Here is a 24,654-nt window from a genome sequence, read left to right on the forward strand (position 1 = left end):
AGCACCGAACGTCTCCCGAACACGTGTGGTGGGATGCCTGACCGGCAGGAACCCCACCACACGTGCCGGCTGCTCACCATCCGGGCGAGACCGGCCTGCACCTGCCTCGTGGTAACGCCCCGCCCACCCGCAGCCACCGACCCGATATCCCCCCGCACACCTCCCGGACCGGGGGCGGGGGAGGAGGAGAGAAGAGGAGCGGAGCGGGCGGCATCGCCGGAACCGGGGCCGCTGCGCTCGGCCGCAATTGCCGCATCAGGAAGCTTCTTCTTACTGGTTGCCTTTGCGAGTACTGCAATTACTTGACAGGTAATCGACGCCTTGCGGTGCCTGGTGGGATCGTCTGTGAGTTACCGGAGGAGAGGATCCGACCATGACGAGCACTACCAACTGCACCCGAGCCGTCGTAGAGGATTATCTTCGCCGTGCTGCCGAAGGGGATCCAGAACGTATCGCCGCCATCTATGCAGAGAAGGTCGATTGGATGGTGGCCGAGAATCCGCAGGTGCCGTGGATTCGTTCCCGCTCTACCCGGGCCGATGTTGCGGGCCACTGGGTTGACCTGGCCTCGTACACGGTCCCGGGCCGAGGAGCCTTTTCGATCGATGCGATCGTGGTCGAAGGCAGCGAGGCAGTTGTGTTGGGTCATCTCTCTGGAACGGTACGGGCTACCGGGAAAACCTTTTCGGGCCCATTTGCGCTAAGGCTGTCTGTGGACGACGGCCTGATCACTCGGCATCACATCTACGAAAACAGTCTTTCAGTTGCCGAGGCGTGCACCCCCGAAGGCCGAACATCTGTCGTTTGAGCATCTTGATGCGTTTGACGTGTCCTTCGACGACGCCAGAGTTCCAGGGCAGGGTGAGGTCGGCAATGACGGCATCGCGGTCGCGGTCGCGGTCGACGCCGGCGGCCAGGGTGTGCAGGCCCGGCAGGTCGTCCCTGCGGACGGCGTCGAGCCACTACGGGAGCCGCTGGCCCTTGGCGCTCGGTGAGCATCTCGGCGAACGACCGGCGTGCCCAGCCAGCGCGTCCAGCTCGGGGCAGCGGCTCAGGACAGCCTTTCGAAGCTGCTCGACTTCGGTGATGGCGTCGGGAGGGCTGAGGATCCAGCCGGAGACCGTGTGAGGGGACGGCGGGGGTGCGGTGACCGGGTCGGTGGAGAGACGCTTGGTGCGGAGGTAGGCATGAACGCGCTGGTAGCTGCTGGTGTAGCCGAGCGGCACGACCTCCTCCCACGCCCTCTAGGCGTTGGTGCAGCCCTGGTTCCAGCGGTCGTCCAGGCAGGGCTTGAACTCGTCCAGGACGGAGGGGCGGCCTTGCCATTGGCCCTGGAAGAGGTCCTCCGTCCTGGCGGCGTCAGCGAGACGTTAGACGGTGCGACTGGTCACGCGGGAGTTGCCGTTCCATCGCGCGACGGCTGTTGCCAGCGGCTGGGACTGCCTGGACAGCGGCATTGGTTGGCCCGAGTGCGGTCGGCGAACCGGTGGCCGGTGGGCCATGGCGAGCCAGAGGCGTCCGTAGCTTCGTCGCCGGGCTATGGCCGCCGGCCACCACACCAGACACGCCCCCACCGCGGCCGGCACTCCAAGCCTCAATCCCTGCACACCGACAAGGCGTACGACGTTCCTCACCTGCGGACATGGTGACGAGGCAAGCGCATCGGAATGGCACATCGCACGCAAGGGTGCCGAGTCCGGTGAGCGACTCGGCCGCCGCAGGTCGGTCATCGATCGCACCATGTCCTGGCTGACCGGATACCGCAGGCTCAACTTCCGATATGAGCGCCCCCCGCAACTACCTGGCCATTCGGTACAGTCGACTGGCATGTCCCAGCCCGGATGCCTCACCACACAGGGCACGGTCTTGGCCGGTGCCGCCAGAACCAGGCGTCGGCCGGCCCCGGCTCCGCCTGCCTGGGCCACCTTCTCCCACCGAAGAAGTCCGCCGTGGTAAACCCCGCACAAAAAACTTCCAATTCACATTATTTGCAGCAGGTTGGCCGAATACCAGCCCCAACTCATTGCCCTTTCCCTGTTAATGTCGGCGACGCAATTCCTGACCCGATAATCAATACTTGTGAACTCTCGGGAGAATCCATGAAGGGGACCAAGCGGGGCGCGGCGATCGCCGGCGCCCTCCTGCTCGGAGGACTCACGGTCGGCGCGGCCCCGGCTGGCGCATCGCAGGCGCCGCGCGCCGCGGCCGCCTATGACACCCACTGGCAGTTGGCCTATAACTATGAGGCCGATTGCGAGGCCGCTCTGCACAATCATGAGGCGCAGGGCCATATCATCAAGCAGACCTGTCATCTCGACACGTTCCGGCAGTACATCTTCGCCTGGCAGGAGCCGGCCGGACGGGGCGATCACCTCCACACGCAAACCAACTACTCGATGGAAAGCTGTCTGGACAACCAGCGCGGCCAGGCCGAGGGCCACGACATCGACAAGCCGTGCGCATACAACCCCCTCACCTTCAAGTTCGACTACGTCTGGTCCGAGCGGGGCTGACGAGGCGGCGGCGAGGCCGGGCGTCCGGGAAGCCGAAGGCCCCCGCGGCGGTGAGCGTCGCGGGAGCCCGGTGCACGCCCGGGGGGTCAGGCGACACGGCCCACAACGACCGGGGCCGGAGCGAACTCCGCGCCTTGGGACCGATACCGACGGCGCTGGCGAAGGGCCTCGACCGCGTAGCCGAACCGTTCCGGGGTGTCCGAGTGCAGGGTCGGCAGCGGCTAGCCCACCGCCACCGTGTCGCCGGACTTGGCATGGAGCCCGACGCCCGCGCCGGCCTGGCCGGCGTCCTCCTCGCGGGCACGGCCCGCGCCCAGCCGCCTCCGGTAGTGCTGCTTGTCGAGCCATCGGTCGAGCGGGAACCCTTCGCCAGGCGCGCGAGTGGTCTCGGCCTGATCATGTGCTCCGGCCAAGGACGCACCTGACCAGACCGAGGCCGAGGAGAAGAGTGTGCTGCAACAGGGGGAGTTGCATGAGGCGTTCGCGACGCTGTCACGCTTCCGTGGTGACTTCTACGACTGCCTGAACGGGCGCGGTGACGCACTGTTCGAGCTCGCCGACGCCCTGCTGCGTACGGACGGGCGGGTCAGGAGACTGGTCGACCTAGCGCTCGCGCCCGAACACCGTCGTGGTCACGGGGCCTTGTACGGCGCGTTGAACAAGGGCGCCTGGACGTGGACCGGTTGCGGCGGACGATCGCCGGGCTTCCGCTGCGGTAGGCCGCGGACGGCCGCCTGGCCCTTGCGGTCGACGTCTCGCCGTGGCTGCGGCCGGACGCCACCACCTGCCCGGACCGCACCTTCTGCCACACCTACGGCCGGGGTGACGCCAAGCGCCGGATGATTCCGCGCTGGCCGTACTCGGTCGTGGCCGCGCTGGAGACTGGCCGCACTTCCGGGACCGCGGTGCTGGATGCGATCCGTCTTCAGCCCGGTGCTGACCTCGCCGTCACCACCACCACCGCCCAGTTGCGTGAGGTCGTCGAGCGGCTCATCGCCGCCGGGCAGTGGTACGACAGAGACCCTGACATGCTGGTGGTGCTCGACACCGGGTATGACGCCCCGTGCATCGCGCATCTGATGGCCGGGCTGCTCGTGGAGATTCTCGGCCGTCTGCGCTCGGACCGGGTGATGTGCCGGTCGACGCCACCGCGCGGCCACAACCCCAGGGGCGGTCGGCCGCCCAAGCACGGCAGTGAGTTCGTCTTCGGCGCCCCGGCCACCTGGGCCGTGAGCAGGCCGTGACGGTCACCAACACCTGTCTTACGGAAAGGCCACCGCGCAGGCGTAGGACCGGCTGCATCCGCGGCTTACGCGGCGGGCGGCCTGGAGTGGCTACGAGGGGCCGCTGCCCATCATTGCGGGCACCGTCACCGCCTGGTCGTCGAGTACCTGCCGTCGAGCGGGGTGAACAAGCCGGTATGGCTGTGGTGGTCGGGCAGGCGCGCACCCAGCTCCGGCTCGCCCGTCCGCTCGCCGTTGACCTGCGCGGGCCCTGGGAGAAGGCGGCTGAGCCGAACACGCTCACGCCCATTCGGGTTCGTCGGGGGGTTCTGGAACCTGTGGACGAAGGCCGGCTCTCCGGCCGGTGAGGCGAAACCCTCTCGGCCCGCGCCTGGAAGGCCACGGGGCTCGAAAAACCGCCACCCGGCCACCCATCACAACGTGGGCCGCGTCCTTGCCACCGGCGAGGTCTACAGCCGTCCCGCCCACCACAAGAAGGGCACCAAAACCCGACGCACCAGCGGTCTGGTGCTTGACTGCGAGGCGGCGAGCAGTGGGTGATGTGACTCCAAGCGGCTTCGAGGGGGATCTGTGGATCTTGGCTCTGTGATCATCGCGGTGGCAGGTATGGCCGGAACACTGGGGGGATCGTTGCTCACCCAACGCGCCTCCGAACGGGCAAAACGTCGCGAAATAGAGCTGCTTCGGGACCAAGAGGAGGTTCGGGAGAACCTGCTCCTCCGACGCACTTGCTACATGGAACTCAACCGGGACGCACGTCAGTTCACCACAGCGCTCAACCGCCATCTGCACGCCATGCGAGAACGCAGTGTCGAGGAGACCGACAGCGAGGCACTCGATGAGGCAAAAGGAGCCCATCGCGACAGATACTCCGAAGCGCAGATGATCGCCCCCGACGAGGTGCTCGCACGCGCGAGTGAAGTCAATCAGGCCCTGAACAAGGTCTATGGCCAGGTCAAACGCCTTGAGCGACAAGAGCCCAAACCTGGGGAGACGGTGGCCACTGCGGTCCAGGCCCAGGCAGAGATCTGGGAGATGCTCCGGGCCATGAGGACCGCGATGCGCCATGATCTCGGGGTGACCGCCCAAGGCTGACAACGCGCCGATGGATCGCACCACCCAGCTGGCCGAGCATCGAAGCAGACGTGAAATCACAAGCTCAGAGGTCGTCTTCTCCTAGGGCGTGTCGTTTGGATCAGGGGGCGGTCGCTGGAGGGATCACCGGGAGGTGATCGACGCGATCGCCTTCAAGTTCCAGACGGGAACGCAGTGGGTGCACCTGCCGGAGAGGTACGGAAACTGGCGCGGCGTCTACAACCGGCTGCGGATGTGGGCCGTCCACGGCACCTGGGTGCGGGTGTTCACCGCTCTGATGGCCCAGGCCGACACCGATGAGGACCTCGACTGGGCGGTTTCGGCGGACTCCACGATCGTGCGAGCCCACCAGCATGCGGCCGGGGCCCGCAAAAGGGGCCCCTGCCGGCGAACCCGACGACCATGCCATCGGACGCTCCCGCGGCGGACTGACCACCAAGATCCACCTGGCTGCCGATGCCGGCTGTCGGCCTCTGGCCATCCTCGTGACATCGGGCCAACGGCACGACAGCTTCTGCGCACGCACCCTGCTGGAGCGCATTCGGGTTCCTCGTCTCGGCCTTGGCCGACCACGCTGCCGAACCGCCCAGATCATCACGGACAAGGGGTACAGCTCCTGCGGCCTCCGCGCTTACCCGCGCGAACGCGGCATCGCGCACACCATCCCGGAGAATCCCGACCAGCAAAGGCACGACGAGCACGGCGGGCAGCCAGGCCAATCCGGCGGCCAGTGTCTTCTGAGCCCCGGAGATGGCTCCGATGGCGATGAGAAAGGCGAGGAAGGCGCCCGCGAAGGCGGTGGGCAGATACGCGGCGTCGGTCAGCGCCACCGGAGTGCCGCGCTGAGCAAGGTGTCGCGGATGATTCCGCCGCCGAGGCCGGAGACGGTGCCGACGACCAGGTAGCTGTCAGCGGCCGTCCGCGTTCTCGGCCACCGGCCCGCTGTCGCATCGGCCGATGGCCGGCGACGCGCAAGTCGGGAACCGGCCGCGAGCTCCACCGTGCCTTCCGGGTGTGGCGTTGCCAATGCGGCACGCCGGGGGAGGTCAGGCGTTCTGCGGCAGCCCATCGCCGTTCCGCCGGGCGTGCGGCGACGGCAGCGGTACGTCGTCGGCCGCCGTGGGGCACCGGTATCGGGTTCCGTGTCGGCGCGTCCCGAGCGCGGCGGCCACGAACGAGGCGACCAGCGGCCGGCGGTCCTGCTCGTTCCAGGCGAGTACCAGGCGGCTGGGCGGTGCGTCGGTCACCGGAACGCAGACCAGGCCGGCCGGGAGCGGTTCGACCAGCGAGCGGGGCAGTACCCCGATCATCCGGCTCACCGTGATCATGTGGAGCATCTGGACCACGTCCGCGACCTCGGGGCCGGTGCCGTCACCCCCGGGGACCCCTTTCCACCGCGGCAGCGTCTCACCCTCCAGATCGGACATGCGCACCGAGGCGTGCCCGGCCAGCCGGTGCCCGGACGGGACGATGGCCACGCGGTCCTCGGTGAGCAGCGTCTCGTGGGCCAGTCCGTCGAGAGGGTCGAACGGCGCGTAGAGCAGGCCGACGTCGGCCCGGCCGTCGCGCAGGAAGTCGGCGCGGTCGGCGGGCCCGCTGAACAGGATGTCCACCCGCCGGGCGTCGGGCTGGTGGGCGTACTCGGCCAGGATCCCGGACAGCAGGCCGGCGTCGCCGCCGGGCTTGAGCACGAGCCGCAGGTGGACCTGGGTGTCCCCGGCGCGCCGGGCGTTCCGGATGGCGGCGCTGACCGCGTTGAGCGCATGCCGTCCGTGTTCCTGCAACGCCTCCCCGGCCGGGGTGAGCTCGACGTGCCGACTGGACCGGACGAACAGCTGGACGCCGAGCCGGGTCTCGATCCGCCGGATCGCCTTCGACAGGGCCGGCTGGGCGATCGAGAGCCGGACGGCGGCCCGGCCGAAGTGCAGCTCGTCGGCGACCGCCATGAAGTACTCGAGCTCGCGGGTCTCCAGTTCGATCATGCCTCCAGGTTATCGCCGAATTCCGAACTGATCTTGGACGTCGGCAGCCTCTGTCCTGAAGAATCGAAGCATGATCAACCACACGATGATCGTCTCCTTCGATCAGCCCTTGCCGACCACCGAACTCGACCAATACCTCGCGGACATCGAACGGGTCATGCTTGACACCGGTTTCGTGCAGTCGGCCGTGGCCCGGCGCCACATCCCCATCCCCGGCGAGGAGAACATTCCGGCACTGATCGCGACCGCGATCGTGCAGTTCGCCGTGGCCGACACCGACGCGCTGGCGAAGGCGTTCGCCGCACCCGGCGCGCACGAGGTCATCGCCCGCTGGCAGTCGCGGCACCCGTACAAGGTCGCCTGGGCGAACCACGAGCCGCTGGCATGAGCGACGAATCCCGGAAGGTGGGACTGGTCACCGGCGCCGGCAGCGGGATCGGGCGCTCGGCGGCGCTGGAGTTCGCCCGGAGCGGCGCCGCGGTCGCCGTGCTCGACATCGACGAGAGCGCGGCGGCCGAGACCACCGAGATGATCAGGAAGGACGGCGGGGAGGCACTGGCGGTCCGCGTCGACATCGCCGACGAGGAGTCGGTCCGGGCGGCCGTCGAGCGTACGGTCGCGGCGTACGGCGGCCTCGACTTCGCCGTGAACAACGCCGGCCTGGCCTCGCACCACCGGCAGCTCGACCAGATGACCCTGGACGAGTTCGAGCGCGTGGTCCGCGTCAACCTGGCCGGGACCTTCCTGTGCATGAAGTACGAGCTGCCCCTGCTCAAGGGCGGCGGCGCGATCGTCAACGTCGCCTCCAACGGCGGCCTGTACGCGATCCCGACCGCCCCCGCCTACGTGGCCGCCAAGCACGGCATCGTCGGGCTCACCAAGGTCGCCGCGGTCGACTACGCGCCGGATGGCATCCGGGTCAACGCCGTCTGTCCCGGCCCCACCCGCACTCCCGGGTTCGAGCAGGTGGCGGCCGGTACCGACATGATCGCGATGCAGGAGGCGATCACTCCGCTCGGCCGGATGGCCACGCCCGAGGAGGCCGCGGCGGCGGCGGTCTGGCTCTGCTCGGACGCCGCGTCCTACGTCACCGGGATCGCCCTGTCGGTCGACGGCGGGCGGCGGGCATGAGGGTCGTCGCGGTCGAGGAGCACCTGGCCACCGAGGCGTTTCTGCGGGTCGCGCACGGCCTGGACGTGGTGCCGGGCGACGAGACCGAGATGGCCTTGATGCGTACGGTGGAGAACGCTCCCCCTCTGCGCGCCCGGCTCGTCGATCTCGACGCGCGGCTGCGGCAGATGGACGCGCTCGGACAGGACATGGCGGTGCTCAGCCTCAATCCGCCCGGGGTCCAGCCCTATCCGGCGGCCGACGCGGTGCCGCTGGCCCGGGAGTTCAACGACGCGCTGGCCGCGATCGTGCGGCGGCACCCGGACCGGTTCGGCGGGCTGGCCACGGTGGCGCCGCAGGATCCGGCCGCCGCGGCCGCCGAGATCGAGCGGGCCATGGGCCCGCTCGGCCTCAACGGCATCATGATCAACTCGCACACCGGCGGGCGCTACCTGGACGAGCTGGAGTTCGCGCCGCTGCTGGAGGCGGCCGAGGCGAACCGGGCGCCGGTCTATCTGCACCCGCGGGCGCCGAGCATGCCGGCCCCCTACCGCGACCACGGGATGCTCGGGGCGATCTGGGGTTACCAGGCCGAGGCCGGGCTGCACGCCATGCGGCTCATCCTCAGCGGCACGCTGGACCGCCACCCGGGGCTGACCGTCGTGCTCGGACACCTCGGTGAAGGCATTCCGTACTGGCTGCGGCGGATCGACAACCGGCACGCGTTCGCGACCCGGACGGCCGGGGCGGCCACGCCGATGCCGCGACTGTCGCTCACACCGAGCGAGTACTTCCGGCGCAACTTCGTGGTCACCACGAGTGGCATCGATGATCCGGACGTGCTCGGGCTGGCCCTGCGCGCGATCGGCGACGACAACATCATGTTCGCGATCGACTGGCCGTACGAGGATCCGGCGGCTGCCGTGGCCTTCCTGCGGGACGTGCCGCTGACCGACGATCAGCGGACGGCGATCGGCCACCGCACGGCCGAGCGCGTGTTCGGTATCGCTTAGGCCGGGTCCGCATCGGGATCGCCTCGGCGGCGATCCCGATGCGGACCTCCTCCCTGGCGCCCCCGGACCGACCCGAAGCCGGACACACCATTCCGGGCGGGTGTCCCGGGGTTCAGCCCCGAGCCCTCTCGGCCCCGACCCGGGCCCGCTCCTCCGCGTCCGCGTCGAAGCGGACCGGCTCCCAGCGCTTCACGAGGAGGGCGATCAGGCCGAGGACGGGAGCGGCGAGGATGACCCAGTACACGTCCGTTCCGAGGCCGCTGCTGAGGATGGGGAAGAAGAACAGCGTCACCGTGTTCGCGGTCTTCGCGGCCTTGATGACCGTGGGCCGTTTCGCGGGCGGCCGCATCGTCGACCGCTACGGAAACCCGGCCGCCCTGTGCCGATGCGGCGGGCCGTGTGCCTCGCCGGGCTTCACGGTGTCGGGGAGGCTCAGCCGTTGGCCGTGTGGGCGCCGGTCATCAGCGCGGGCAGGTCCTCGGGGACGAGGAACGACGGCGGAGGCGGAGGCCCCCAGGCATGGAGCGCCTGCATGCCCTCGAAGGAGCGTGGCGTCCACAGCTGGTCGTCGACGATGCAGTCCGATGCAGTCCATGTCGGCGTAGTACTCGCTGAAGTTGCCGGCCGGGTCCTTGAGGTACCAGAAGAAGTCCGACCCGATGTGGTGGCGGCCGAGCCCCCACACATGGCGTTCCGGGTGCTCGGTGAGCATGCGCGTGGCGCCCCGGCCCACCTCGTCGACATCCGTCACCTGCCACGAGGTGTGGTGCAGGGGGCTGGCGACCTTCGCGCCGCAGCAGGGGTTCCGGGTCGTCACCGTCTCGCCCGAGCGCCTGGAGGAACTGACCGAGGCCCGCGTGTTCATCGAGACCCACCTCGTCCGGGAGTCCGTCACCACCGGCACCATCGAGTGGGAGTCCGATCTGCTCGCCGCACACCACCATCTCGCCCGCTCTCCCTTCGCCGGCGACGCCGGCGAGATCAACGAAGGCTGGCTGAACGCCCACGCCCGCTTCCACCGCGTCCTGCTGGAGGGATGCCCCAACCGGCGGCTGCGGGGCATCGCCACACACCTGCTGCTCAACGACTACGGGCGGCACGAGGAAGAAGAGGAAAGCGAGCAGCGCCGCGGCCCCTCCTCCGTGCGAGGGCCGGGCCCGGAGCGCGGGAGCCCGGCACACTGGCCGGCTGACCAGGTCTTCGAAAACGGCATGAGGCTAATCAGAGCGGCCGAAGCCGGGCAGACGTGACGTGACCAGTGGAGACTACCTGCGGGCTCGCCACTCGGCCTGGGCGGTCTGCCCTTCGAGCGCGCCGAACTGGACCTCGCCGAGGGAAGTCTTCTCGTCCCGAGGACGACCTCGAACTGCGGGGAGTCGCCGCGCTGTCCACCCATGATCGTGATCGATATCGGTTCTGACGCTGCTCGACGGCCAAGTGCAGCTTGGTGGTCAGGCCGCCGCGTGAGTGCCCGAGCCCGTGGTCGGCAGGTTCGACGGCCACGCCGCAGGCGGCTCCTTGAGGCGGCTGACTGGTGATCGCCGCTGCTGATCGCCTGACTCATCCGCGCTGCGGGGCGAGTTCTCCGTCCGAGGGCTCCTCGATGCCGGGGAGTCTGGTGAGCAGCATCCTGGTCGTGTATGCGATGTGCTCGCGCAGCAGTTGGGCGCCCAGGTCTGCGTCGCGGTCGACGGCGACCCGGGTGAGTGCCTGGTGTTCGGCGGCCGGATCGCGGCCGCTTTCGTGCAGGATGGGGGAGGCCCAGCGTCGGTAGAGTTCCGCCTCGGCCCGCAGCCCCTGGGCGATCTCGGTCAGGCGCCGGTTGCCGCAGCCTGCCAGCAAGGCAGTGTGGAACTCCTCATGGGCCAGGTACCAGTCGTCACCACGCTCCCCGTCCGCGACCTCACGGTCGCGCAGGGAGAGCAGGTGGTGGGCGGCCACGACGCCGCTTTCCCACGCCGCATCGCCGTCGAGTATCGCCATACGGAAGGCCAGGGACTCCAGCTCTATCCGTGCGTGCGTCAGGTCGGTCAGCTCGTCCGCCGACAGCGGGGCGACGGTGTAGCCCTGGTGTGCCTGAAGGGTGACCAACCGCTCGGACGACAGTTTGGTCAGGGCCTCTCGCGCCACTCCCACACTTGTGTCGTAGGTGGTGCACAGGTCGGGGAACTTCAGGCGCTGCCCCGGCCGCAGGCGCGCGGTGAAGATGTCGTGTCGCAGCCGTGCGTACAGCTCGTCGGCGCGTGTGACCGCTTTCACCCTCTTCGGCATAGTCGACAGTTTACACCATGAGCGAATCAAAGAGAAACTTTCGAAAGTTCGCTTGCTATTTGAATGTCGGTGGATGGAGAGTGGAGTCACCGGCAGGCAACGAGTGCAAGGAGGCACCGTGCGCATAGGCAACGTTCGGGGTAGGCCGTGGCTGGTCACCGGCATGGAGCGCGGAGTGGACATCCACGAGTCCAGCGGTGGGCGGTTGGGTCAGGGGTTCGCCGAGCTGTATGACAACTGGGAACAGGTCGTGCAGTGGGCGGACTCCGTACGTGATGAGGGGGTGCCGTTCGACCATGCGCAGCTGGGGCCCCCGTCCCCGCACCCGCGGCAGGTCTTCGCCGTCGGCCTGAACTACTTCGACCACGTGGAGGAGGCCGGGCTGGCGATCCCGCAGGAGCCCTCGGTCTTCACCAAGTACGTCTCCTCGTTCGCCGGTGCCGAGTCGACGGTCGAGTTGCCGCAGGGGTCCGTGGACTGGGAAGTGGAGGTCGTCGTCATCATCGCCCGCACGGCCCGCCGTGTCGCCGCCCGCGATGCCTGGACCTACGTCGCGGGCCTGACGGTGGGCCAGGACCTGTCCGAGCGGGGCCTGCAGCTGACCGGGGCGCCGGCCCAGTACAGCCTGGGCAAGTCCTTCGCCGGGTTTGGGCCGACTGGTCCGTATCTCGTCTCGTGCGACGAGTTCTCCGACCCCGGCGATCTCGAGATGGGATGCCTGGTCAACGGGGAACCGGTGCAGAAAGCCCGCACCTCCGGGATGATCTTCCCCATCGATGTTCTGATCGAGAAGCTCTCCCAGGTCACCACCCTCTACCCGGGAGATGTGATCTTCACCGGCACCTGCGCGGGGGTGGGAGCGGTACGCACCCCGCCGCGTTTCCTCTCCCCGGGGGACGAGCTCGTCTCCTGCATCGAGGGAATCGGCAGCATCCGGCAGCGCTTCGTCGCCGCCGCAGCGGAAGGGGGCTCGGCATGAGCCTGCACCGCCTGTCCTCCGTCACGATAGGGGTCCCGAATCCGGAGCTGACCAGCGCCTACTACGAGGACTTCGGCCTGACTCGCCACACGGACGGCTGGTTCTCCACGAGTCACGGCGGCCGGCAGTTGCGGCTGGTGCACGCGCCCACCCGGCGACTGCTCGAGGTGTCCATCGCCGCCGACAGCCCCGACGATCTGCGTGCTATCGCCTCCCGCCTGGCTCGTCTGGGCATCGAAGCGAGTGTCGGCGACGCGCGGATGGTGGCCGTCGAGCCGGTCACCAAGATCACGGTCGAGGTAACGGTGGGCAACCGCATCACCCCGCCCGCCATACCGGCCGTACGGTTCAACGGCCCCGGCAGGGACGAGCGCGGCCCGGCCCGCGCGCCGGCCGTCCTGCGGGAAGGACGGGTGCGGCCCCGCAAGCTCGGGCACGTCGTGATCGGCTCCGTCGACCAGGCGGCCACTCAGCGCTTCTTCACCGACGGCATCGGTCTCAAGGTCAGCGACGAACTCGTTGGTGTCGCCACGTTCATGCGCTGTTCCACGGACCACCACAACATCCTGGTCCAGGCGGCGCCGGTGAACTTCGTCCACCACACCTCCTGGCAGGTCGACGACGTCGACGAGGTCGGGCGCGGCGCCATGCAGATGATCGAGGGCAATCCGGAGCGGCACGTGTGGGGCCTGGGGCGGCACACCATCGGCTCCAACTTCTTCTGGTACTTGAAGGATCCGGCCGGCAACTTCACCGAGTACTACTCCGACCTCGACTGCATCGTCGAGGACGCGTTGTGGAAGCCCGAGGTGTGGGACCGGACCCGCGCCCACAGCTTCTCCACCTGGGGGCCGCCCCTTCCGCCCTCCTTCATCGAACCGGAAGACCTGGCCGCGATGATGACCGGCACCCACAGTGCCGGGTGACGGCCTGCGGCCGTGAGGACACGGCATGCGCGACACACATGCGAGCGGCACCGGCACCCCTCGAAAGGCCATCGCCATGAAGACGTACGCCAGTGGCATGAGATGGGGCGAAGCACCGCGCTGGCACGAGGGGGCCCTGTGGCTGTCGGACACCCAGGCATCGCGCCTGTGGACCGACGCCTCGGGAAGCTGGCGCCCCTTCGACCTCGACTCACCGTCCAACGGACTGTGGTTCCTGCCCGATGGCCGCCTCGTGGGCGCGATGATGTACGAAGCCCGCATCGCCCAATGGGACGGACAGTGCTGGCAGTCTTACGCCGACCTCGCCCACCTGGGGGTTGGCCCCCTGGGGGACATGGTCGGTGACGCCGACGGCAACCTGTACGTCGACGACGTCGCCTTCGACGCCGCATCGGGCGCCCCCGCGAAGCCGGGCCGCATCATCCTCGTGCGGCCCGACGGCAGCGTCACCGTCGCAGCTGACGGCGTCGACTTCCCCAACGGACTGGCTATGATCGACGGCGGCCGCACCCTGGTCGTGGCACAGACCGCCTTGCAGTGTCTGACCGCCTTCACGGTGCGCGCCGACCACACCCTCAGCGCGCCGCGCCGCTACGCCGACCTGCGCCGTCTCGTCGGCCCCGACGCCCGTCCCGACGGGATCTGGCCGGCCGAGCACGGCATCTGGGTGGCGACGACCAGCGGCCAGGCACTCGTGCGGGTGACCGACGACCGGCTCCACCACACGGTCGACACCGCCCCGCGGCTGCCCATCGCCTGCTGCCGACGCGGGGACGGAACCTTGATCGCCACGCTGGCCGACACCCACGGCGCACCGCTGATGGACGCCGTGGCCTCCCGAACCGTCACGGCCTCGGCTGTCCTCATCACCACGCCGGGCACGACCCTGCCCACCCGATCCAACGCACCTACGCACACTCAGGGGTGAACATGACTGACACCGACGAGGGACACGTTGACGAGGGACACGTTGATGTCGCCGTCATCGGCGGCGGAACCACTGGCCTGGCACTGGCCCGGCTGCTGGCGATCGAGGACCTGAAGGTCGCCCTGATCGACCCCCTGCGCCTTCCGCGTCACTTCCCGCGCGCAACACACTTCGACGACGAGACGATGCGTACCTTCCAGACCATGGGGCTTGCGCACATGGAGAAGGACTTCGCGCTCGCCGGCGTCTACCGCTTCTATGACGCCGGCCGGCGGCCGGTGATGGAGTTCCCCTTCAACAAGGGGACCACCGAACAGGCGTGGCAGTCGGACTACATGTTCTATCAGCCCGATTTCGAGTCGGCGCTGCGCGGTCGAATACACATGGATCCGCACACCGAGCACTACTTCGGCTGGACCGCGACCAACCTGAGCACGGAACAGGACACGGCGCGTCTTCGGCTTCGGGAGAAGGCCACCGGCATCGAGCGAGACCTGACGGCGACATTCGTCATCGGCTGCGACGGCGCGAACTCCTTCGTGCGCCGGACCATGGACTGCGCCCAGACCGACTACCACGCCACCCATCGCTCGCTGATCGTCGACATCCAGCCCTTCGTGGAGAAGGAGGAACTGTCCGGGCGGGACGCCTTCATCCACGCGGGTATCCGCAACCCCTTGACGTTCGTGCCGATGACCGGGCCGATCGTGCGCTTCGAGGAACTGCTGCGCCCTGACGACTCCGTCCGTACCTTCGAGAGCCTCGATCACATCTACGAGATGCTGCGGCCCTGGCTGAGCCCGGACGAGTACCGCATTCTGCGAGCGGACGTGTACGAGTGGGATGCCGTCGTCGCCGAGCAGTGGCGGTCCGGCCCGCTGTTCCTTGCCGGGGACGCGGCGCACGAGATGCCCCCGCACCTGGGCCAGGGCATGGCCTCCGGCATCCGCGACGCCATCAATCTGGCCTGGAAGCTCGGCCGTGTCGTGCGTGGTGAATCCCCGGGCGAGCTGCTGAACACCTACGAGTCCGAACGCAAGCCGCACATGACCGAGTTCGTCAAGCTCGCCGCGCAGATGGCCAACGAGGTCGAGGCCATGGAGTACCTGCCGGGCACTGACGACTCCGCTCAGGTGCCCGTCACCCGGCGCGAGACGCTGCGCCCGCGCCTGGGCGATGGCATATGGGCGCACCAGGACGAGAGTGCCGGACGCCTGAGCGCCCAGCCTGTCCTGCATGACGGACGGCGCCTCGACGACGTGGCCGGCTACCGGTTCGCGGTCGTGGCCGAACCCGAGTGCGCTGCGCGGATCGACGCGGCGACCACCGCATCCCTCAAGGCGATGCGCGCCCAGGTCGTCGTCGCCGACTCCGACGACGCGCGGGGCTGGCTCAAGACACTGAACGCGGCCGCCGTCGTCATCCGGCCCGACCGTTTCGTCTTCGGTACCGCCACCGACGCGTCAGGGCTCAACGCTCTGCTGGCCCACCTACAGACCGCCCTGAACGAAACGGCACGGTCATGAATCTGCCGGTCCGGCCGACGGCTCCTGCGTCACCGTCGCCGCTCACCTACGTCGGCGACCCGGACGAGGCCACCACGCTCGGCGACATCCTGCGTACCCGCGCCACCCTCAGCCCCGAGGCGACCTGCCTGACCCTCGACGCCATGGTGCGGACCTACGCCGACATGCTGGCCGCGGCCGAACAGGCCGCGGCCGCACTGGCGGCGCTGGGCATCCGGCAGGGCAGCAAAGTGGCCGCGCTGTTGCCCAACTCGACCGAGTTCCTCGACATCTGGTTCGGCGCCTCGCTGCTGGGCGCGGTGTTCGTTCCGATCAACACCGGGCTCAAGGGTGAGGGCCTGCGCTACATCGTCGAGCACAGTGAGGCGGAGTTCATCGCTCTCGACGCTTCCCTGGTCGACGCGCTCACCGCCGCCGTCCCCGTCGGACACGGGCCGCAGCACCGGTACATTCGCGGCCGGACGGACCCGCCGCCCGGCTACGCGTCCCTGGCCGCCCTGCTGGCCGGGGCCCATCGCCCTGCCCGTCCCTGCGCGATCAGCCCCGGCGACCTCGCCTCCATCCTCTACACCTCCGGGACCACCGGCCTGCCCAAAGGCGTCATGAACTGCCACAACTCGTTCGCTGTCGCAGCCCACGAGTACACACGACGTTACGTGCGCATCCGTCAGGACGACGTCCTGTACACAAGCCTTCCTCTCTTCCACGCCAACGCACAGTCCCTCACCGCGGTCGGCTCTCTGGTGTCCGGCCGGCCCATGGTGGTGGCCCGGCGCTTTTCCGCCTCGCGGTTCTTCGACGACATCCGCACCCACCGCGCAACCGTGTTCAACTACATCGGCGCGATGCTCACCATCCTTGCCAAACAACCCGAACGCACCGACGACGCAGACAACCCCCTGCGGCTCGCGATCGGCGGAGCAGCCCCGGCCGACCTGTGGCGAGCGTTCGAGAAGCGCTTCGGCCTGACCGTCCTGGAAATCTACGGCCTCACCGAAAGCGCCACGTTCTGCCTGGCCAGTCCTCCGGAGGAGATCAGGACCGGCACGATCGGCAAGGAAACCAGCTGGTCGCAGGTCAAGATCGTCGGACCTGACGGCGACACGCTGCCCGACGGGCAGGCCGGCGAGATCGCCATCCGCAGCAAGAACCCGGACACCATGTTCCTTGGCTACTACAAGAACGAGGAAGCCACCCGTAAGGCCGTGCGCGCGGGCTGGTTCCATTCCGGCGACCGGGGCCGGCGCGACAAGGACGGGTACTTCGTCTTCTTCGACCGCCTGAAGGACTCGATCCGGCGACGCGGAGAGAACATCTCGTCCTATGAGGTCGAACGGATCGTCAACACCCACCCGCAAGTGACCGAGAGCGCGGTTATCGGCGTGCCCTCGGACCTCGGCGAAGAAGACATCATGCTGATCGTCGTTGCCAAGGACGGCGACATCGACTGCGACGGGCTCATCGAGTTCTGTAGGCAGCGGATGGCCGAGTTCATGGTGCCGCGCTACATACGCCGCGCCGCGCACCTGCCCAAGACTGCCACGCAGCGTGTCGAAAAGTACGTCCTCCGGCGGGACGGCACGAAGGACGCCTGGGACCGGTACAGCGACAGCACACCCGCATCCACACCCCCCGTGCCCCCGCACCCTCAGCAGCAGGAGATCGGATGACGCGCACCTTCGTGATCGGGGTGGGACTGACCACCTTCGACAAGCCAGGAAAGAAACCCGGGGACTACCCGGACTGGGTGCGCGAAGCCGGCACCGCGGCGTTGCGCGACGCGGGCGTGGCCTACGAGCAGGTCGGACAGGCGTACGCCGGCTACGTCTACGGCGACTCCACCGCTGGCCAGCGCGCCGTGTACGAACTCGGCCTGACCGGTATCCCCGTCGTCAACGTCAACAACAACTGCGCGACGGGTTCGACAGCGCTCTACCTCGCCCGCCAGGCCGTGGCCTACGGCATCGTCGACTGCGCGCTGGCCGTCGGCTTCGAACGAATGCAGAGCGGCTCCCTCAAGCCGATGTACACCGATCGCACCAACCCTCTCCAGCCTCACATCGATCGCATGAGCGAGATCTATCCGCCGGAACCCAGCCCGTTTTCACCGCAGCTGTTCGGCAACGCCGGACGCGCGCACATGGAACGCTATGGTTCCAAACCGGAGCACTTCGCCTGGATCGCCTGGAAGAACCACAAACACTCCGTCAACAACCCCTACGCGCAGTTCCAGACCGAGTACACCCTCGAAGAGATCACTGCCTCCCGGATGATCCACGAGCCCCTCACCAAGCTCCAGTGTTCGCCCACCTCTGACGGCGCCGGGGCCGTCGTCATCGCCTCCGAAGCCTTCGTCGACCGCGCAGGATGCCAGGACCGCGCCGTGGAGATCATCGGTCAGGCCATGGCCACCGACCTCGTCTCCAGCTTCGACGCCACTGCCGACCCCATGCGTATCGTCGGATACGACATGACGAAGCTGGCGGCAGCACAAGCGTTGCGCCAGGCGGGACACAGGCCCGAGGACATCGACGTCTGCGAGCTCCACGACTGCTTCAGCACCAACGAACTCATCACCTACGAAGCTCTTGGGTTCGCCGACGAAGGAAACGGCCACGACCTCGTGGAGCGCCAGGCCACCACCTACGGCGGCGACGGCCCCGTGGTCAACCCGTCCGGCGGCCTCATCGCCAAGGGTCACCCCCTCGGAGCCACCGGTCTCGCCCAGTGCGCCGAACTGACCTGGCAGTTGCGCGGCGATGCCGGTCCCCGCCAGGTCGACGGCGCACACGTCGCCCTCCAGCACAACCTGGGCCTGAACGGTGCCGCAGTGGTCACCGTGTATGAGAGGGGCGCCTGACCCTTCACCTCCGTCCGCACTCCCGCACGCACGACGCCTCGCGCCGGGAATCCGGCTGCGGTCGGCAGCCGGATTCCCGGGTCCGGTCGATCAGGGCTCCGAGCCCGACCGGAACATCCTGTCCGTCGCCCCCCCGCAACGGGGCAGCGCGACAACCCGCCACGGTGAGGAGACAAAGGAACGTGTCCATAGCGGAACAGCATGTAGCGATCATCACCGGAGCGGCTCGCGGCATCGGTGCCGCCACCGCCATCCGGTTGGCCGAGGAGGGCCGGGCCGTCGCCGCAGTCGACCTCGACGCGGCGGACTGCAAGGACACCGTCGAGAAGATCACCGCCGTCGGCGGGAAGGCCCTCGCCGTTGGCTGCGACGTCGCCGACGAGGCGCAGGTCGAGGCGGCGGTCACGCGCATCGCCGAAGAGCTCGGAGCACCGACGATCCTCGTGAACAACGCGGGTGTGCTGCGCGACAACCTGCTGTTCAAGATGAGCGCCACCGATTGGGACACCGTCATGAACGTCCATCTGCGGGGGGCGTTCCTGATGGCCAGAACTGCCCAGGGCCACATGGTCGGGGCCGGCTTCGGCCGCATCGTCAACCTGTCCTCCTCCTCGGCACTCGGTCACCGCGGCCAGGCCAACTACTCCGCCGCGAAAGCCGGCCTGGAGGGTTTCACCAAGACCCTGGCCAAGGAACTCGGAAAATTCGGTGTCACGGCCAACGCTGTTGCTCCCGGACTCATCGCCACCGACATGACCGCCGCCGTCGCCCGGCGCCTGGGCAAATCCTTTGGCGACTACCAGACCGAGGCCGCACGTCACATCCCTGTACAACGCATGGGAAGCCCCGACGACATCGCCAACGCCGTCGCGTTCTTCACCGCTGACGCGGCCGGCTTCGTCTCCGGCCAGGTCCTCTACGTCGCCGGCGGACCACTCGACTGACAGCCCCGTCTGCGGTCCGCACCGCCTCTGGCGGTTCCGGCCCCCGACGCCGACCTCGACGCCTGCTCCGACCTTGCCACCGGCCGCTACGCCGCCGCCTGCCAACCCGGGCTGGGCCTTAAGCGGCCGGATGTCGTGCATGCTGACCGGCACCTCCACCCTCGCCTGGCGTGGCGCATGACCGGCGGGAGCTGACCTTGGGCGCGGTGCCGGCACGGGTGCACTGATGTGCGGCAAATACCCCTCTGAGCAGGCAAGACGGCTCGTCATATTCGGCCGAGCACCACCCCGTCCCGGCGATACGGCGCCGGCTCCCGCCCATTGTCGGGCCGCGGCAGCGGCAGCACCTCCCATAGCCGTGGACGCATGATCACGCCCGGCGGCCCGGCCAGGTCGTGGCTTTCGGCATCACCAAGGGCAGCGGTCAGAACGGCACGACCTGGGTGAGGCTCACCTCGTGGGTGTACCGGTTGAAGCGGTACTCGGCGATGCCGCTGCACGGCGTCGGCTGCCAGGACCCGTCGCCACCGCACCGCTGCTCGGTATCTGCTGGGTGGCGCAGTGGATGTTGCCGCCGCCGAGGAGGAGTTCACGGTTGGGGAGGCCGACGACCGTGTGGTGCGGGTGGATCCTGGCGAGGCGGGCGAGGGCTTCGTCGTCGTGTTCGGGGTCGAGCAGGGGGACGAAGAGGTGGTCCTCCGTGGCGTAGAAGTTGGTGTAGGAGGCGGTGAGCCGGGGGCGTGGCACGGTGCCGGTGGTCGGGGCGCCGTGACGGTCGACGCCTCCAAGCTCGGCCTCGGTGGCGTGCAACGGGCCGGGCAGCGGCAGTTTCTCCACCCGGAGGGTACGGCCTCTGGCGTCCTGGACGTTTCTCAGGTCTTCCAGGGCGCGTGCGCTGCGCTCGTACTGGGGGTCGCTCGTGTCGTCAGTCCAGGTCAGACAGACCACCCCGGGGGCGGCGAAGCACGCCATGTTGTCCACGTGGCCGCGCGTCCCGTCGTAGGCGAGGCCCCACTCGATCCACACGGTGCGGGTCACTCCGAGATAGGCCGCCATGAGGTGATGCATGGCGGTGCGTGAGGGGGCGTCGTTGCGGGCGGGGTCGAGCAGGGTCTCGGCCGTGACGAGGGCGGTTCCCTGCCCGTCGACGTGGAAGGAGCCGCCCTCCAGGACGAGCGGGGCGCGGTAGCGGTCGGTGGCGGTGAGGTCGAGCACCCTTTGGGCGTACTGGTCGTCGGTGGCCCAGTACGGGTAGCGGTTGCCGTAGCCGTTGAAGGCGAAGTCCACGCCGCGACGCCGCCCGGTGCCGTCGACCACGAAGGTGGGGGCGATGTCCCGGGCCCAGCCCAGCCAACTGGTCATCTCCACTACGCGGACGCGGGAGTCGAGGCGGGAGCGGGCGTGTGCGTACTGGTCGGCGGTGACCGTGACGGTGACTGCCTCCCCGGTGTCCGCGACGGCGTTGGCGAGGGCCGCGAGGGCGCGCTGTGCGGGGCGGGCTCCTTCGCGCCAGACGTAACCGTTCTGAGGCCACGCCATCCAGCATCCGTCGTGCGGCTCCCATTCCGCCGGCATGCGGAAGCCGTCCGCGGCGGGCGTGCTGTCCACGGTCCTCATCGCGCACCCCCTCGGTGGCGTTCGAGGACGAAGGCGACCGACGGCGGTGCGGGCTCGGGGTCCCGTGTCCGCGAAGGCACGTGGGCGGTGACACGGGTGCGCGCGTTCCTGCGGTGGCGGACCATCCACACGACGAGCGGGATGAGGACGGCGAATTCCAGCGGTGGCGTGAGCGAGGCGGCCGTTGACACCGGCAGGGTCAGCACGAGCAGAACACGCGCCACGGCCTCTGCCATGAGTCCGGCACCGCATACCAGCGTCTCCGTGCGGTGCGCGCGGAGCAGGATCGGGTCGTGCGACGGTTGACCGTGCAGCCTGCTGGCCAGATAGACGGTGGCGGGCGTGGCGGTGAGGCAGCTTGTGAGGAACACGGATCCGGCGAGGGCGCTGACCAGTGGGTCACGCAGGAGCAGCGGCTGGGGTTCGGAGGTCGCGGCGGCGAAGGCGGCCGAAAATCCGTACATGAGGAGCATGGCAAGGGCCAGGCCGTCGGCACGCCGGTCGTGCAGGACGGTGGCGGCGAGCCAGAGGGCCGCCACTCCGGTCGCGGTCAGGAGCGCGGGGAGTGTGGCCAGGCCCGCGAGGAGGCAGCCGTAGTACGCAAGGGGCGAGATGCCCAGGTCGAGGGCCAAGCGGGTGAGGCGGCCGAGGCGGCGCGGGCGCGCGGGCGCCGACGGCCGGGCCGGCTGCGGTACTGAAGGCGAAGAGGTCGGCTCCGACGGGTCCATGGCTTCTCCTTGATCCTGGTCACCGGGATGGCGGGCCGCGGCGTCAGCCCGATCTTTTTAGCATCATCGTGCTAAATAAACCGTAGCACGGTCGTGCTATAAAAGCCGGGTGCCCAAGATGGTGGACCCCGAGCAGCGCCGCCGCGACGTCGTAGACGCCGTCTTCCGGGTCGTGGCCCGCGGCGGCATCCAGCAGGCCACTCTCCGGAACGTCGCCGCCGAGGCCGGCCTCGCCGTCGGGTCCGTACGGCACTACTTCGCCAGCCACCGCGAGCTCCTGATGGCCGCGGCCCGCGAGATGGTGCGCCGGGTGGATCTGCGCGTAGCGGCCCAGCGGGAGCGGCGGCGCCCCGGGGACGACCCGTACCTGGTGGCGCAGGAGGCGGCGGGTCAGTTCCTGCCGCTCGACGCGGCGCGCGCCGACGAGACCGCGGTCTGGCTGGACTTCCTCGCGGCTGCCCGCACCGACCCCGCCCTGGGCGAGATCGCCGCCGAACTCCACGACGGGCTGCGGGACTTCGCCGGGTGTCTGCTGCACCGTCTGGGCGTGGACGATCCGATGGCGGCGGAGCATCTCGCCGCAGTACTCGACGGACTCGCCCTTGGCGCGACGCTCCACCCCGACCGCCTGAGTCCGGACACCATCCGGGCCATCCTGCACCGGCACCTGACCCAACTGTCCGGCGCGGCTGACGAGTCCGCGCACCCGGACGTATAGGTGCCGCGCGGCAGGCGCCGGTGGCCTTACGCGGCCCAGCGCCACGGCGCTCAGGAACGGCCGCACGCCGGGGCCTCGGCGGTGACGTTCAGCGCGCTCGGCCACGCTTCCAGGCCGTGCCGCAGGTCCCCTCCGCGCGCAGACGACGGTCATCGGCCCGCCGGTGGCTGAACGCGGGGCCGGGCAGCGGGACCGGCGATGTCCCGGTCACCTCGCACAGACCGTGATATTGCTGATGTCACCGCCCAGCCCCTGCGGAACAGGGAACGTCTTGCTCATCGGCAGGCAGCCCGGATTCGACAGGGCACGGTGGGCCCGGCCTGCCCACTTTGTTCGCCGCCCTGTGATCAAGGGCTGACACAACACCCCTGGTCCGAGATGCCTCTTGGACGGTGGCGCCACGCCGGAACCGCACGGACTCGCGGGCCCGGGTGCCCAGGAGTGGATGGTCAAGCCGATGGGCATGGAACGCCTGGACATGGTTCGACCGGGCTGCCAAGTGGTGGTGCGCGGTGGCGGGAGCCGATATGACCCGCCAGTGGTCTCTCTGGCCTGATGTGCCATTACACTGCGCCTGGCGCCACAGGACACACCAGTTGGCCGAAAGTGAACGGGGAGCGGCATGGCTACGGGGGGATGGGGGCCGGGGAACGGCCCGGGTCGGCCTGGAGGTAACGGATCGGGAGGCCAGGGCGGCTGGGGCGCTCCCTACGGACCACCGCAGGGCGGCCCGTACGGTCCGCCGCCACCGAATCCGGGCCCGTACCCGAACCAGCCTCCGTACCCCTACGGCCCCCAGCCCATGAGGCCCGCCGCCCGGCGCCGCCGCGGCTGCCTGTCGTTCGGCTCTCCTTTCGGGCTCGTGGGCGCGATCCTGCGCTCCGCGCACCGCGTTGCCACCAGGCTCTTCGCACAGGAGGGCGACGGCCGGATCGAGGACCGGACCGTGGACCGGGTCCAGCTGGCCCGCACGGTGCTCGGTGCGGCCGCGACCATCGCCCTGATCCTCGCCTACAACGTGGATCCGAACCGCTGGGAGGACGCGGCGTACGGCGGTGCCGCCCAGCTCATCGTCGCCCCGTTCGTGCTGATCATCGCTGCGCCCCTGGTCATCATCGGATTCATCTACTACGCGCCCCCGCACCTGCGGCCGCATCTGCGCTCCCGGCTGCGTGCTCCGCTCAAGGCGGTCGGCTGGTACGTGCTGACGTTGGTCGTGATGGGCGGAATCCTCGTCCCCACGGCTCTGACCGTCGACGCCGACGACGGCAAGAGCTGGTGGGAGTATGTACTGTTGGTTGCCTCGCTGATCGTGATCGTGTGGGGGTTCCCCTTCTTCTTCATGGCGTCGCTGTACTCGGCCCGCAGTGCCTTCAACAGCGCCCAGGTCCACCCGATGTTGCCGCCCGTCCTCACTTTGACGCTGGTGTGGGTGTTCGCGGCCTTCAGCCTGATCGGCGACGGCATGCCGGGGGGCCCGCCCATCGCCCAGTTCTGCTCCACGCTGGGCGGGCCGCTGTCGGTGACCGCTGTCTCGCTGTGGGAACTGCGGCGGATGAGGACCCGTTTCGGCGTCACCCTGCGCTCCTGATCCGGCTTCGGCGGGCCCCGGCTGCCAGGGATGCACCTGGACCGGGCTGTGCCCCCGGCGTGGGACGAGGGCGGAGAGCCGTTGTCGGGCAGGAGCCGGGTGGCGGCGCCCAGTTTCTTCGCGGAGCTTCCCGGTCACCCACGACTTTCTGGGCCGAGCCGGAGTTGGTGGCACGGGTGGTTTTGCCGAAAGCGGAGGGGCGGGGCCGCTGAGGCGGCAGCATGGGGGCGGTGACCTCGGTGGGGCCCCCTTGCAGCGCCGTTCCCCTCAGGGGTGACGATGAGCATGGTGATCCACTCCACGAGCGCATGCGGCACGTCGAGTGCGGCAGGACAGATGATCAACGAGGCCCCTGGGCCGCATCCGCGCGGTGGAGACGTCAGACATCTCCGCCAACCACACGGGGCGGGGCCCCGTCTGTCACGCACCCTCGGCCATCCCCGATCGGTGGCCGGACTGAAGAAGCTCAGTGAGCGGGGCGGGGCAGTACGGCAAGGGCTGTCCGGGCTATATCGGTCAGCGTCTCCTCGCTCGCTCCGGCTTTGCCCAGCGCTTCGATGCCGCGCAGTACGGCGAGCACCAGCGCAG

Annotated in this window: 23 protein-coding genes and 6 pseudogenes; 20 read left to right on the top strand and 9 right to left on the bottom strand. The window is 69.1% G+C overall.

Going from position 1 to position 24,654, the window contains the following annotated elements; all coding sequences use genetic code 11:
• Positions 1-373 precede the first annotated feature (373 nt).
• Entirely contained in the window at positions 374-808 is a 435-nt protein-coding gene (locus ABD329_RS02460) for a nuclear transport factor 2 family protein (RefSeq protein ID WP_198276032.1), read from the top strand.
• Positions 809-962: 154 nt separating this feature from the next.
• Here ABD329_RS02460 and ABD329_RS02465 read toward each other — a convergent pair whose 3' ends face one another.
• Positions 963-1,226, bottom strand: coding sequence for a hypothetical protein (locus tag ABD329_RS02465; protein ID WP_198276031.1), 264 nt, complete (start codon positions 1,224-1,226; stop codon positions 963-965).
• 307 nt (positions 1,227-1,533) lie between these two features.
• Between ABD329_RS02465 and ABD329_RS48130 the strand changes: the two are divergent.
• Both ABD329_RS48130 and ABD329_RS02475 read left to right on the top strand, forming a co-directional pair.
• Positions 1,534-1,807 (top strand): annotated as a pseudogene (locus ABD329_RS48130) (IS5/IS1182 family transposase); the annotation flags it as partial.
• A 292-nt stretch (positions 1,808-2,099) separates the two neighbouring features.
• Entirely contained in the window at positions 2,100-2,513 is a 414-nt protein-coding gene (locus ABD329_RS02475) for a hypothetical protein (protein ID WP_198276030.1), read from the top strand.
• Positions 2,514-2,599: 86 nt separating this feature from the next.
• Here ABD329_RS02475 and ABD329_RS02480 read toward each other — a convergent pair.
• Positions 2,600-2,833, bottom strand: a pseudogene (locus ABD329_RS02480) (thymidine phosphorylase); the annotation flags it as partial.
• A gap of 133 nt (positions 2,834-2,966) precedes the next feature.
• On the opposite strand from ABD329_RS02480, the pseudogene ABD329_RS02485 reads away from it, so the two are divergent.
• The 4 genes and pseudogenes from ABD329_RS02485 to ABD329_RS02495 all read left to right on the top strand — a co-directional run bounded on the left by ABD329_RS02485 (position 2,967) and on the right by ABD329_RS02495 (position 5,757).
• Positions 2,967-4,297, top strand: a pseudogene (locus ABD329_RS02485) (transposase).
• A 45-nt stretch (positions 4,298-4,342) separates the two neighbouring features.
• Positions 4,343-4,852 carry a hypothetical protein gene (locus ABD329_RS02490; protein WP_309142655.1) on the top strand — a complete coding sequence of 170 codons (510 nt, stop codon included), beginning with the start codon at positions 4,343-4,345 and terminating at the stop codon, positions 4,850-4,852.
• A gap of 88 nt (positions 4,853-4,940) precedes the next feature.
• Positions 4,941-5,108, top strand: a pseudogene (locus tag ABD329_RS48135) (transposase); the annotation flags it as partial.
• A gap of 97 nt (positions 5,109-5,205) precedes the next feature.
• Positions 5,206-5,757 (top strand): transposase, encoded by a 552-nt coding sequence (locus ABD329_RS02495; protein WP_198276029.1) that lies wholly within the window; start codon positions 5,206-5,208, stop codon positions 5,755-5,757.
• A 141-nt stretch (positions 5,758-5,898) separates the two neighbouring features.
• On the opposite strand, the gene ABD329_RS02500 is transcribed toward ABD329_RS02495, so the two are convergent.
• The gene (locus ABD329_RS02500; protein ID WP_246618288.1) at positions 5,899-6,834 is read right to left on the bottom strand and encodes a LysR family transcriptional regulator; all 936 of its coding nucleotides are present in this window, start codon (positions 6,832-6,834) and stop codon (positions 5,899-5,901) included.
• A 70-nt stretch (positions 6,835-6,904) separates the two neighbouring features.
• Between ABD329_RS02500 and ABD329_RS02505 the strand changes: the two genes are divergently transcribed.
• Genes ABD329_RS02505 through ABD329_RS02515 form a run of 3 tightly spaced genes read left to right on the top strand, consistent with a single transcriptional unit; the run spans position 6,905 to position 8,957 of the window.
• Positions 6,905-7,222: a hypothetical protein gene (locus ABD329_RS02505; protein ID WP_198276028.1), complete on the top strand. Its 318-nt coding sequence runs from the start codon at positions 6,905-6,907 to the stop codon at positions 7,220-7,222.
• On the top strand, positions 7,219-7,965 hold the full coding sequence (locus tag ABD329_RS02510) for an SDR family NAD(P)-dependent oxidoreductase (RefSeq protein WP_198276027.1): 747 nt from the start codon (positions 7,219-7,221) through the stop codon (positions 7,963-7,965). The genes ABD329_RS02505 and ABD329_RS02510 overlap by 4 nt, the downstream gene beginning before the upstream one ends.
• Entirely contained in the window at positions 7,962-8,957 is a 996-nt protein-coding gene (locus ABD329_RS02515) for an amidohydrolase family protein (RefSeq protein WP_198276026.1), read from the top strand. The genes ABD329_RS02510 and ABD329_RS02515 overlap by 4 nt, the downstream gene beginning before the upstream one ends.
• 112 nt (positions 8,958-9,069) lie before the next feature.
• On the opposite strand, the gene ABD329_RS02520 is transcribed toward ABD329_RS02515, so the two are convergent.
• Complete coding sequence (locus tag ABD329_RS02520; RefSeq protein WP_198276025.1) at positions 9,070-9,306, bottom strand: hypothetical protein; 237 nt, start codon at positions 9,304-9,306, stop codon at positions 9,070-9,072.
• 83 nt (positions 9,307-9,389) lie between these two features.
• A pseudogene (locus ABD329_RS02525) lies at positions 9,390-9,729 on the bottom strand (VOC family protein); the annotation flags it as partial.
• On the opposite strand from ABD329_RS02525, the gene ABD329_RS02530 reads away from it, so the two are divergent.
• Positions 9,668-10,207 (top strand): FCD domain-containing protein, encoded by a 540-nt coding sequence (locus tag ABD329_RS02530; RefSeq protein WP_246618287.1) that lies wholly within the window; start codon positions 9,668-9,670, stop codon positions 10,205-10,207. The pseudogene ABD329_RS02525 and the gene ABD329_RS02530 sit on opposite strands and share 62 nt — an antisense overlap.
• A gap of 310 nt (positions 10,208-10,517) precedes the next feature.
• On the opposite strand, the gene ABD329_RS02535 is transcribed toward ABD329_RS02530, so the two are convergent.
• Positions 10,518-11,228, bottom strand: a complete 711-nt coding sequence (locus tag ABD329_RS02535) for an FCD domain-containing protein (RefSeq protein WP_198276023.1) — start codon at positions 11,226-11,228, stop codon at positions 10,518-10,520.
• Positions 11,229-11,346: 118 nt separating this feature from the next.
• Here ABD329_RS02535 and ABD329_RS02540 point away from each other — a divergent pair, with 118 nt between their 5' ends.
• The 7 genes from ABD329_RS02540 (at position 11,347) to fabG (ending at position 19,412) form a co-directional block, all read left to right on the top strand.
• Positions 11,347-12,207 carry a fumarylacetoacetate hydrolase family protein gene (locus tag ABD329_RS02540; protein ID WP_198276022.1) on the top strand — a complete coding sequence of 287 codons (861 nt, stop codon included), beginning with the start codon at positions 11,347-11,349 and terminating at the stop codon, positions 12,205-12,207.
• On the top strand, positions 12,204-13,133 hold the full coding sequence (locus ABD329_RS02545) for a VOC family protein (RefSeq protein ID WP_198276021.1): 930 nt from the start codon (positions 12,204-12,206) through the stop codon (positions 13,131-13,133). The genes ABD329_RS02540 and ABD329_RS02545 overlap by 4 nt, the downstream gene beginning before the upstream one ends.
• A 25-nt stretch (positions 13,134-13,158) precedes the next feature.
• Complete coding sequence (locus ABD329_RS02550; RefSeq protein WP_198276020.1) at positions 13,159-14,082, top strand: SMP-30/gluconolactonase/LRE family protein; 924 nt, start codon at positions 13,159-13,161, stop codon at positions 14,080-14,082.
• A gap of 2 nt (positions 14,083-14,084) precedes the next feature.
• Positions 14,085-15,608 carry a bifunctional 3-(3-hydroxy-phenyl)propionate/3-hydroxycinnamic acid hydroxylase gene (locus ABD329_RS02555; protein ID WP_198276019.1) on the top strand — a complete coding sequence of 508 codons (1,524 nt, stop codon included), beginning with the start codon at positions 14,085-14,087 and terminating at the stop codon, positions 15,606-15,608.
• Complete coding sequence (locus ABD329_RS02560) at positions 15,605-17,278, top strand: AMP-binding protein (RefSeq protein WP_198276018.1); 1,674 nt, start codon at positions 15,605-15,607, stop codon at positions 17,276-17,278. Before ABD329_RS02555 ends, ABD329_RS02560 begins: the two co-directional genes overlap by 4 nt.
• Positions 17,275-18,468 (top strand): lipid-transfer protein, encoded by a 1,194-nt coding sequence (locus ABD329_RS02565; protein ID WP_198276017.1) that lies wholly within the window; start codon positions 17,275-17,277, stop codon positions 18,466-18,468. The genes ABD329_RS02560 and ABD329_RS02565 overlap by 4 nt, the downstream gene beginning before the upstream one ends.
• Positions 18,469-18,650: 182 nt before the next feature.
• Positions 18,651-19,412: a 3-oxoacyl-ACP reductase FabG gene (gene fabG / locus ABD329_RS02570; RefSeq protein ID WP_198276016.1), complete on the top strand. Its 762-nt coding sequence runs from the start codon at positions 18,651-18,653 to the stop codon at positions 19,410-19,412.
• Positions 19,413-19,862: 450 nt separating this feature from the next.
• On the opposite strand, the gene aguA is transcribed toward fabG, so the two are convergent.
• Both aguA and ABD329_RS02580 read right to left on the bottom strand, forming a co-directional pair.
• The gene (gene aguA / locus ABD329_RS02575; RefSeq protein ID WP_198276015.1) at positions 19,863-21,029 is read right to left on the bottom strand and encodes an agmatine deiminase; all 1,167 of its coding nucleotides are present in this window, start codon (positions 21,027-21,029) and stop codon (positions 19,863-19,865) included.
• Positions 21,026-21,757 carry a VC0807 family protein gene (locus ABD329_RS02580; RefSeq protein ID WP_198276014.1) on the bottom strand — a complete coding sequence of 244 codons (732 nt, stop codon included), beginning with the start codon at positions 21,755-21,757 and terminating at the stop codon, positions 21,026-21,028. The genes aguA and ABD329_RS02580 overlap by 4 nt, the downstream gene beginning before the upstream one ends.
• Positions 21,758-21,875: 118 nt before the next feature.
• Between ABD329_RS02580 and ABD329_RS02585 the strand changes: the two genes are divergently transcribed.
• Both ABD329_RS02585 and ABD329_RS02590 read left to right on the top strand, forming a co-directional pair.
• A complete protein-coding gene (locus tag ABD329_RS02585) occupies positions 21,876-22,475 on the top strand; it encodes a TetR/AcrR family transcriptional regulator (protein ID WP_214664647.1) in 600 nt (199 codons plus the stop codon).
• Positions 22,476-23,277: 802 nt separating this feature from the next.
• Positions 23,278-24,066: a hypothetical protein gene (locus ABD329_RS02590; RefSeq protein WP_246618286.1), complete on the top strand. Its 789-nt coding sequence runs from the start codon at positions 23,278-23,280 to the stop codon at positions 24,064-24,066.
• 240 nt (positions 24,067-24,306) lie between these two features.
• Here the strand turns inward: ABD329_RS02590 and ABD329_RS02595 are convergent.
• Positions 24,307-24,410 (bottom strand): annotated as a pseudogene (locus ABD329_RS02595) (IS5/IS1182 family transposase); the annotation flags it as partial.
• Positions 24,411-24,654: the final 244 nt, after the last annotated feature.

Source organism: Streptomyces javensis (assembly GCF_039525925.1).
Classification (GTDB): Bacteria; Actinomycetota; Actinomycetes; order Streptomycetales; family Streptomycetaceae; genus Streptomyces; species Streptomyces asiaticus.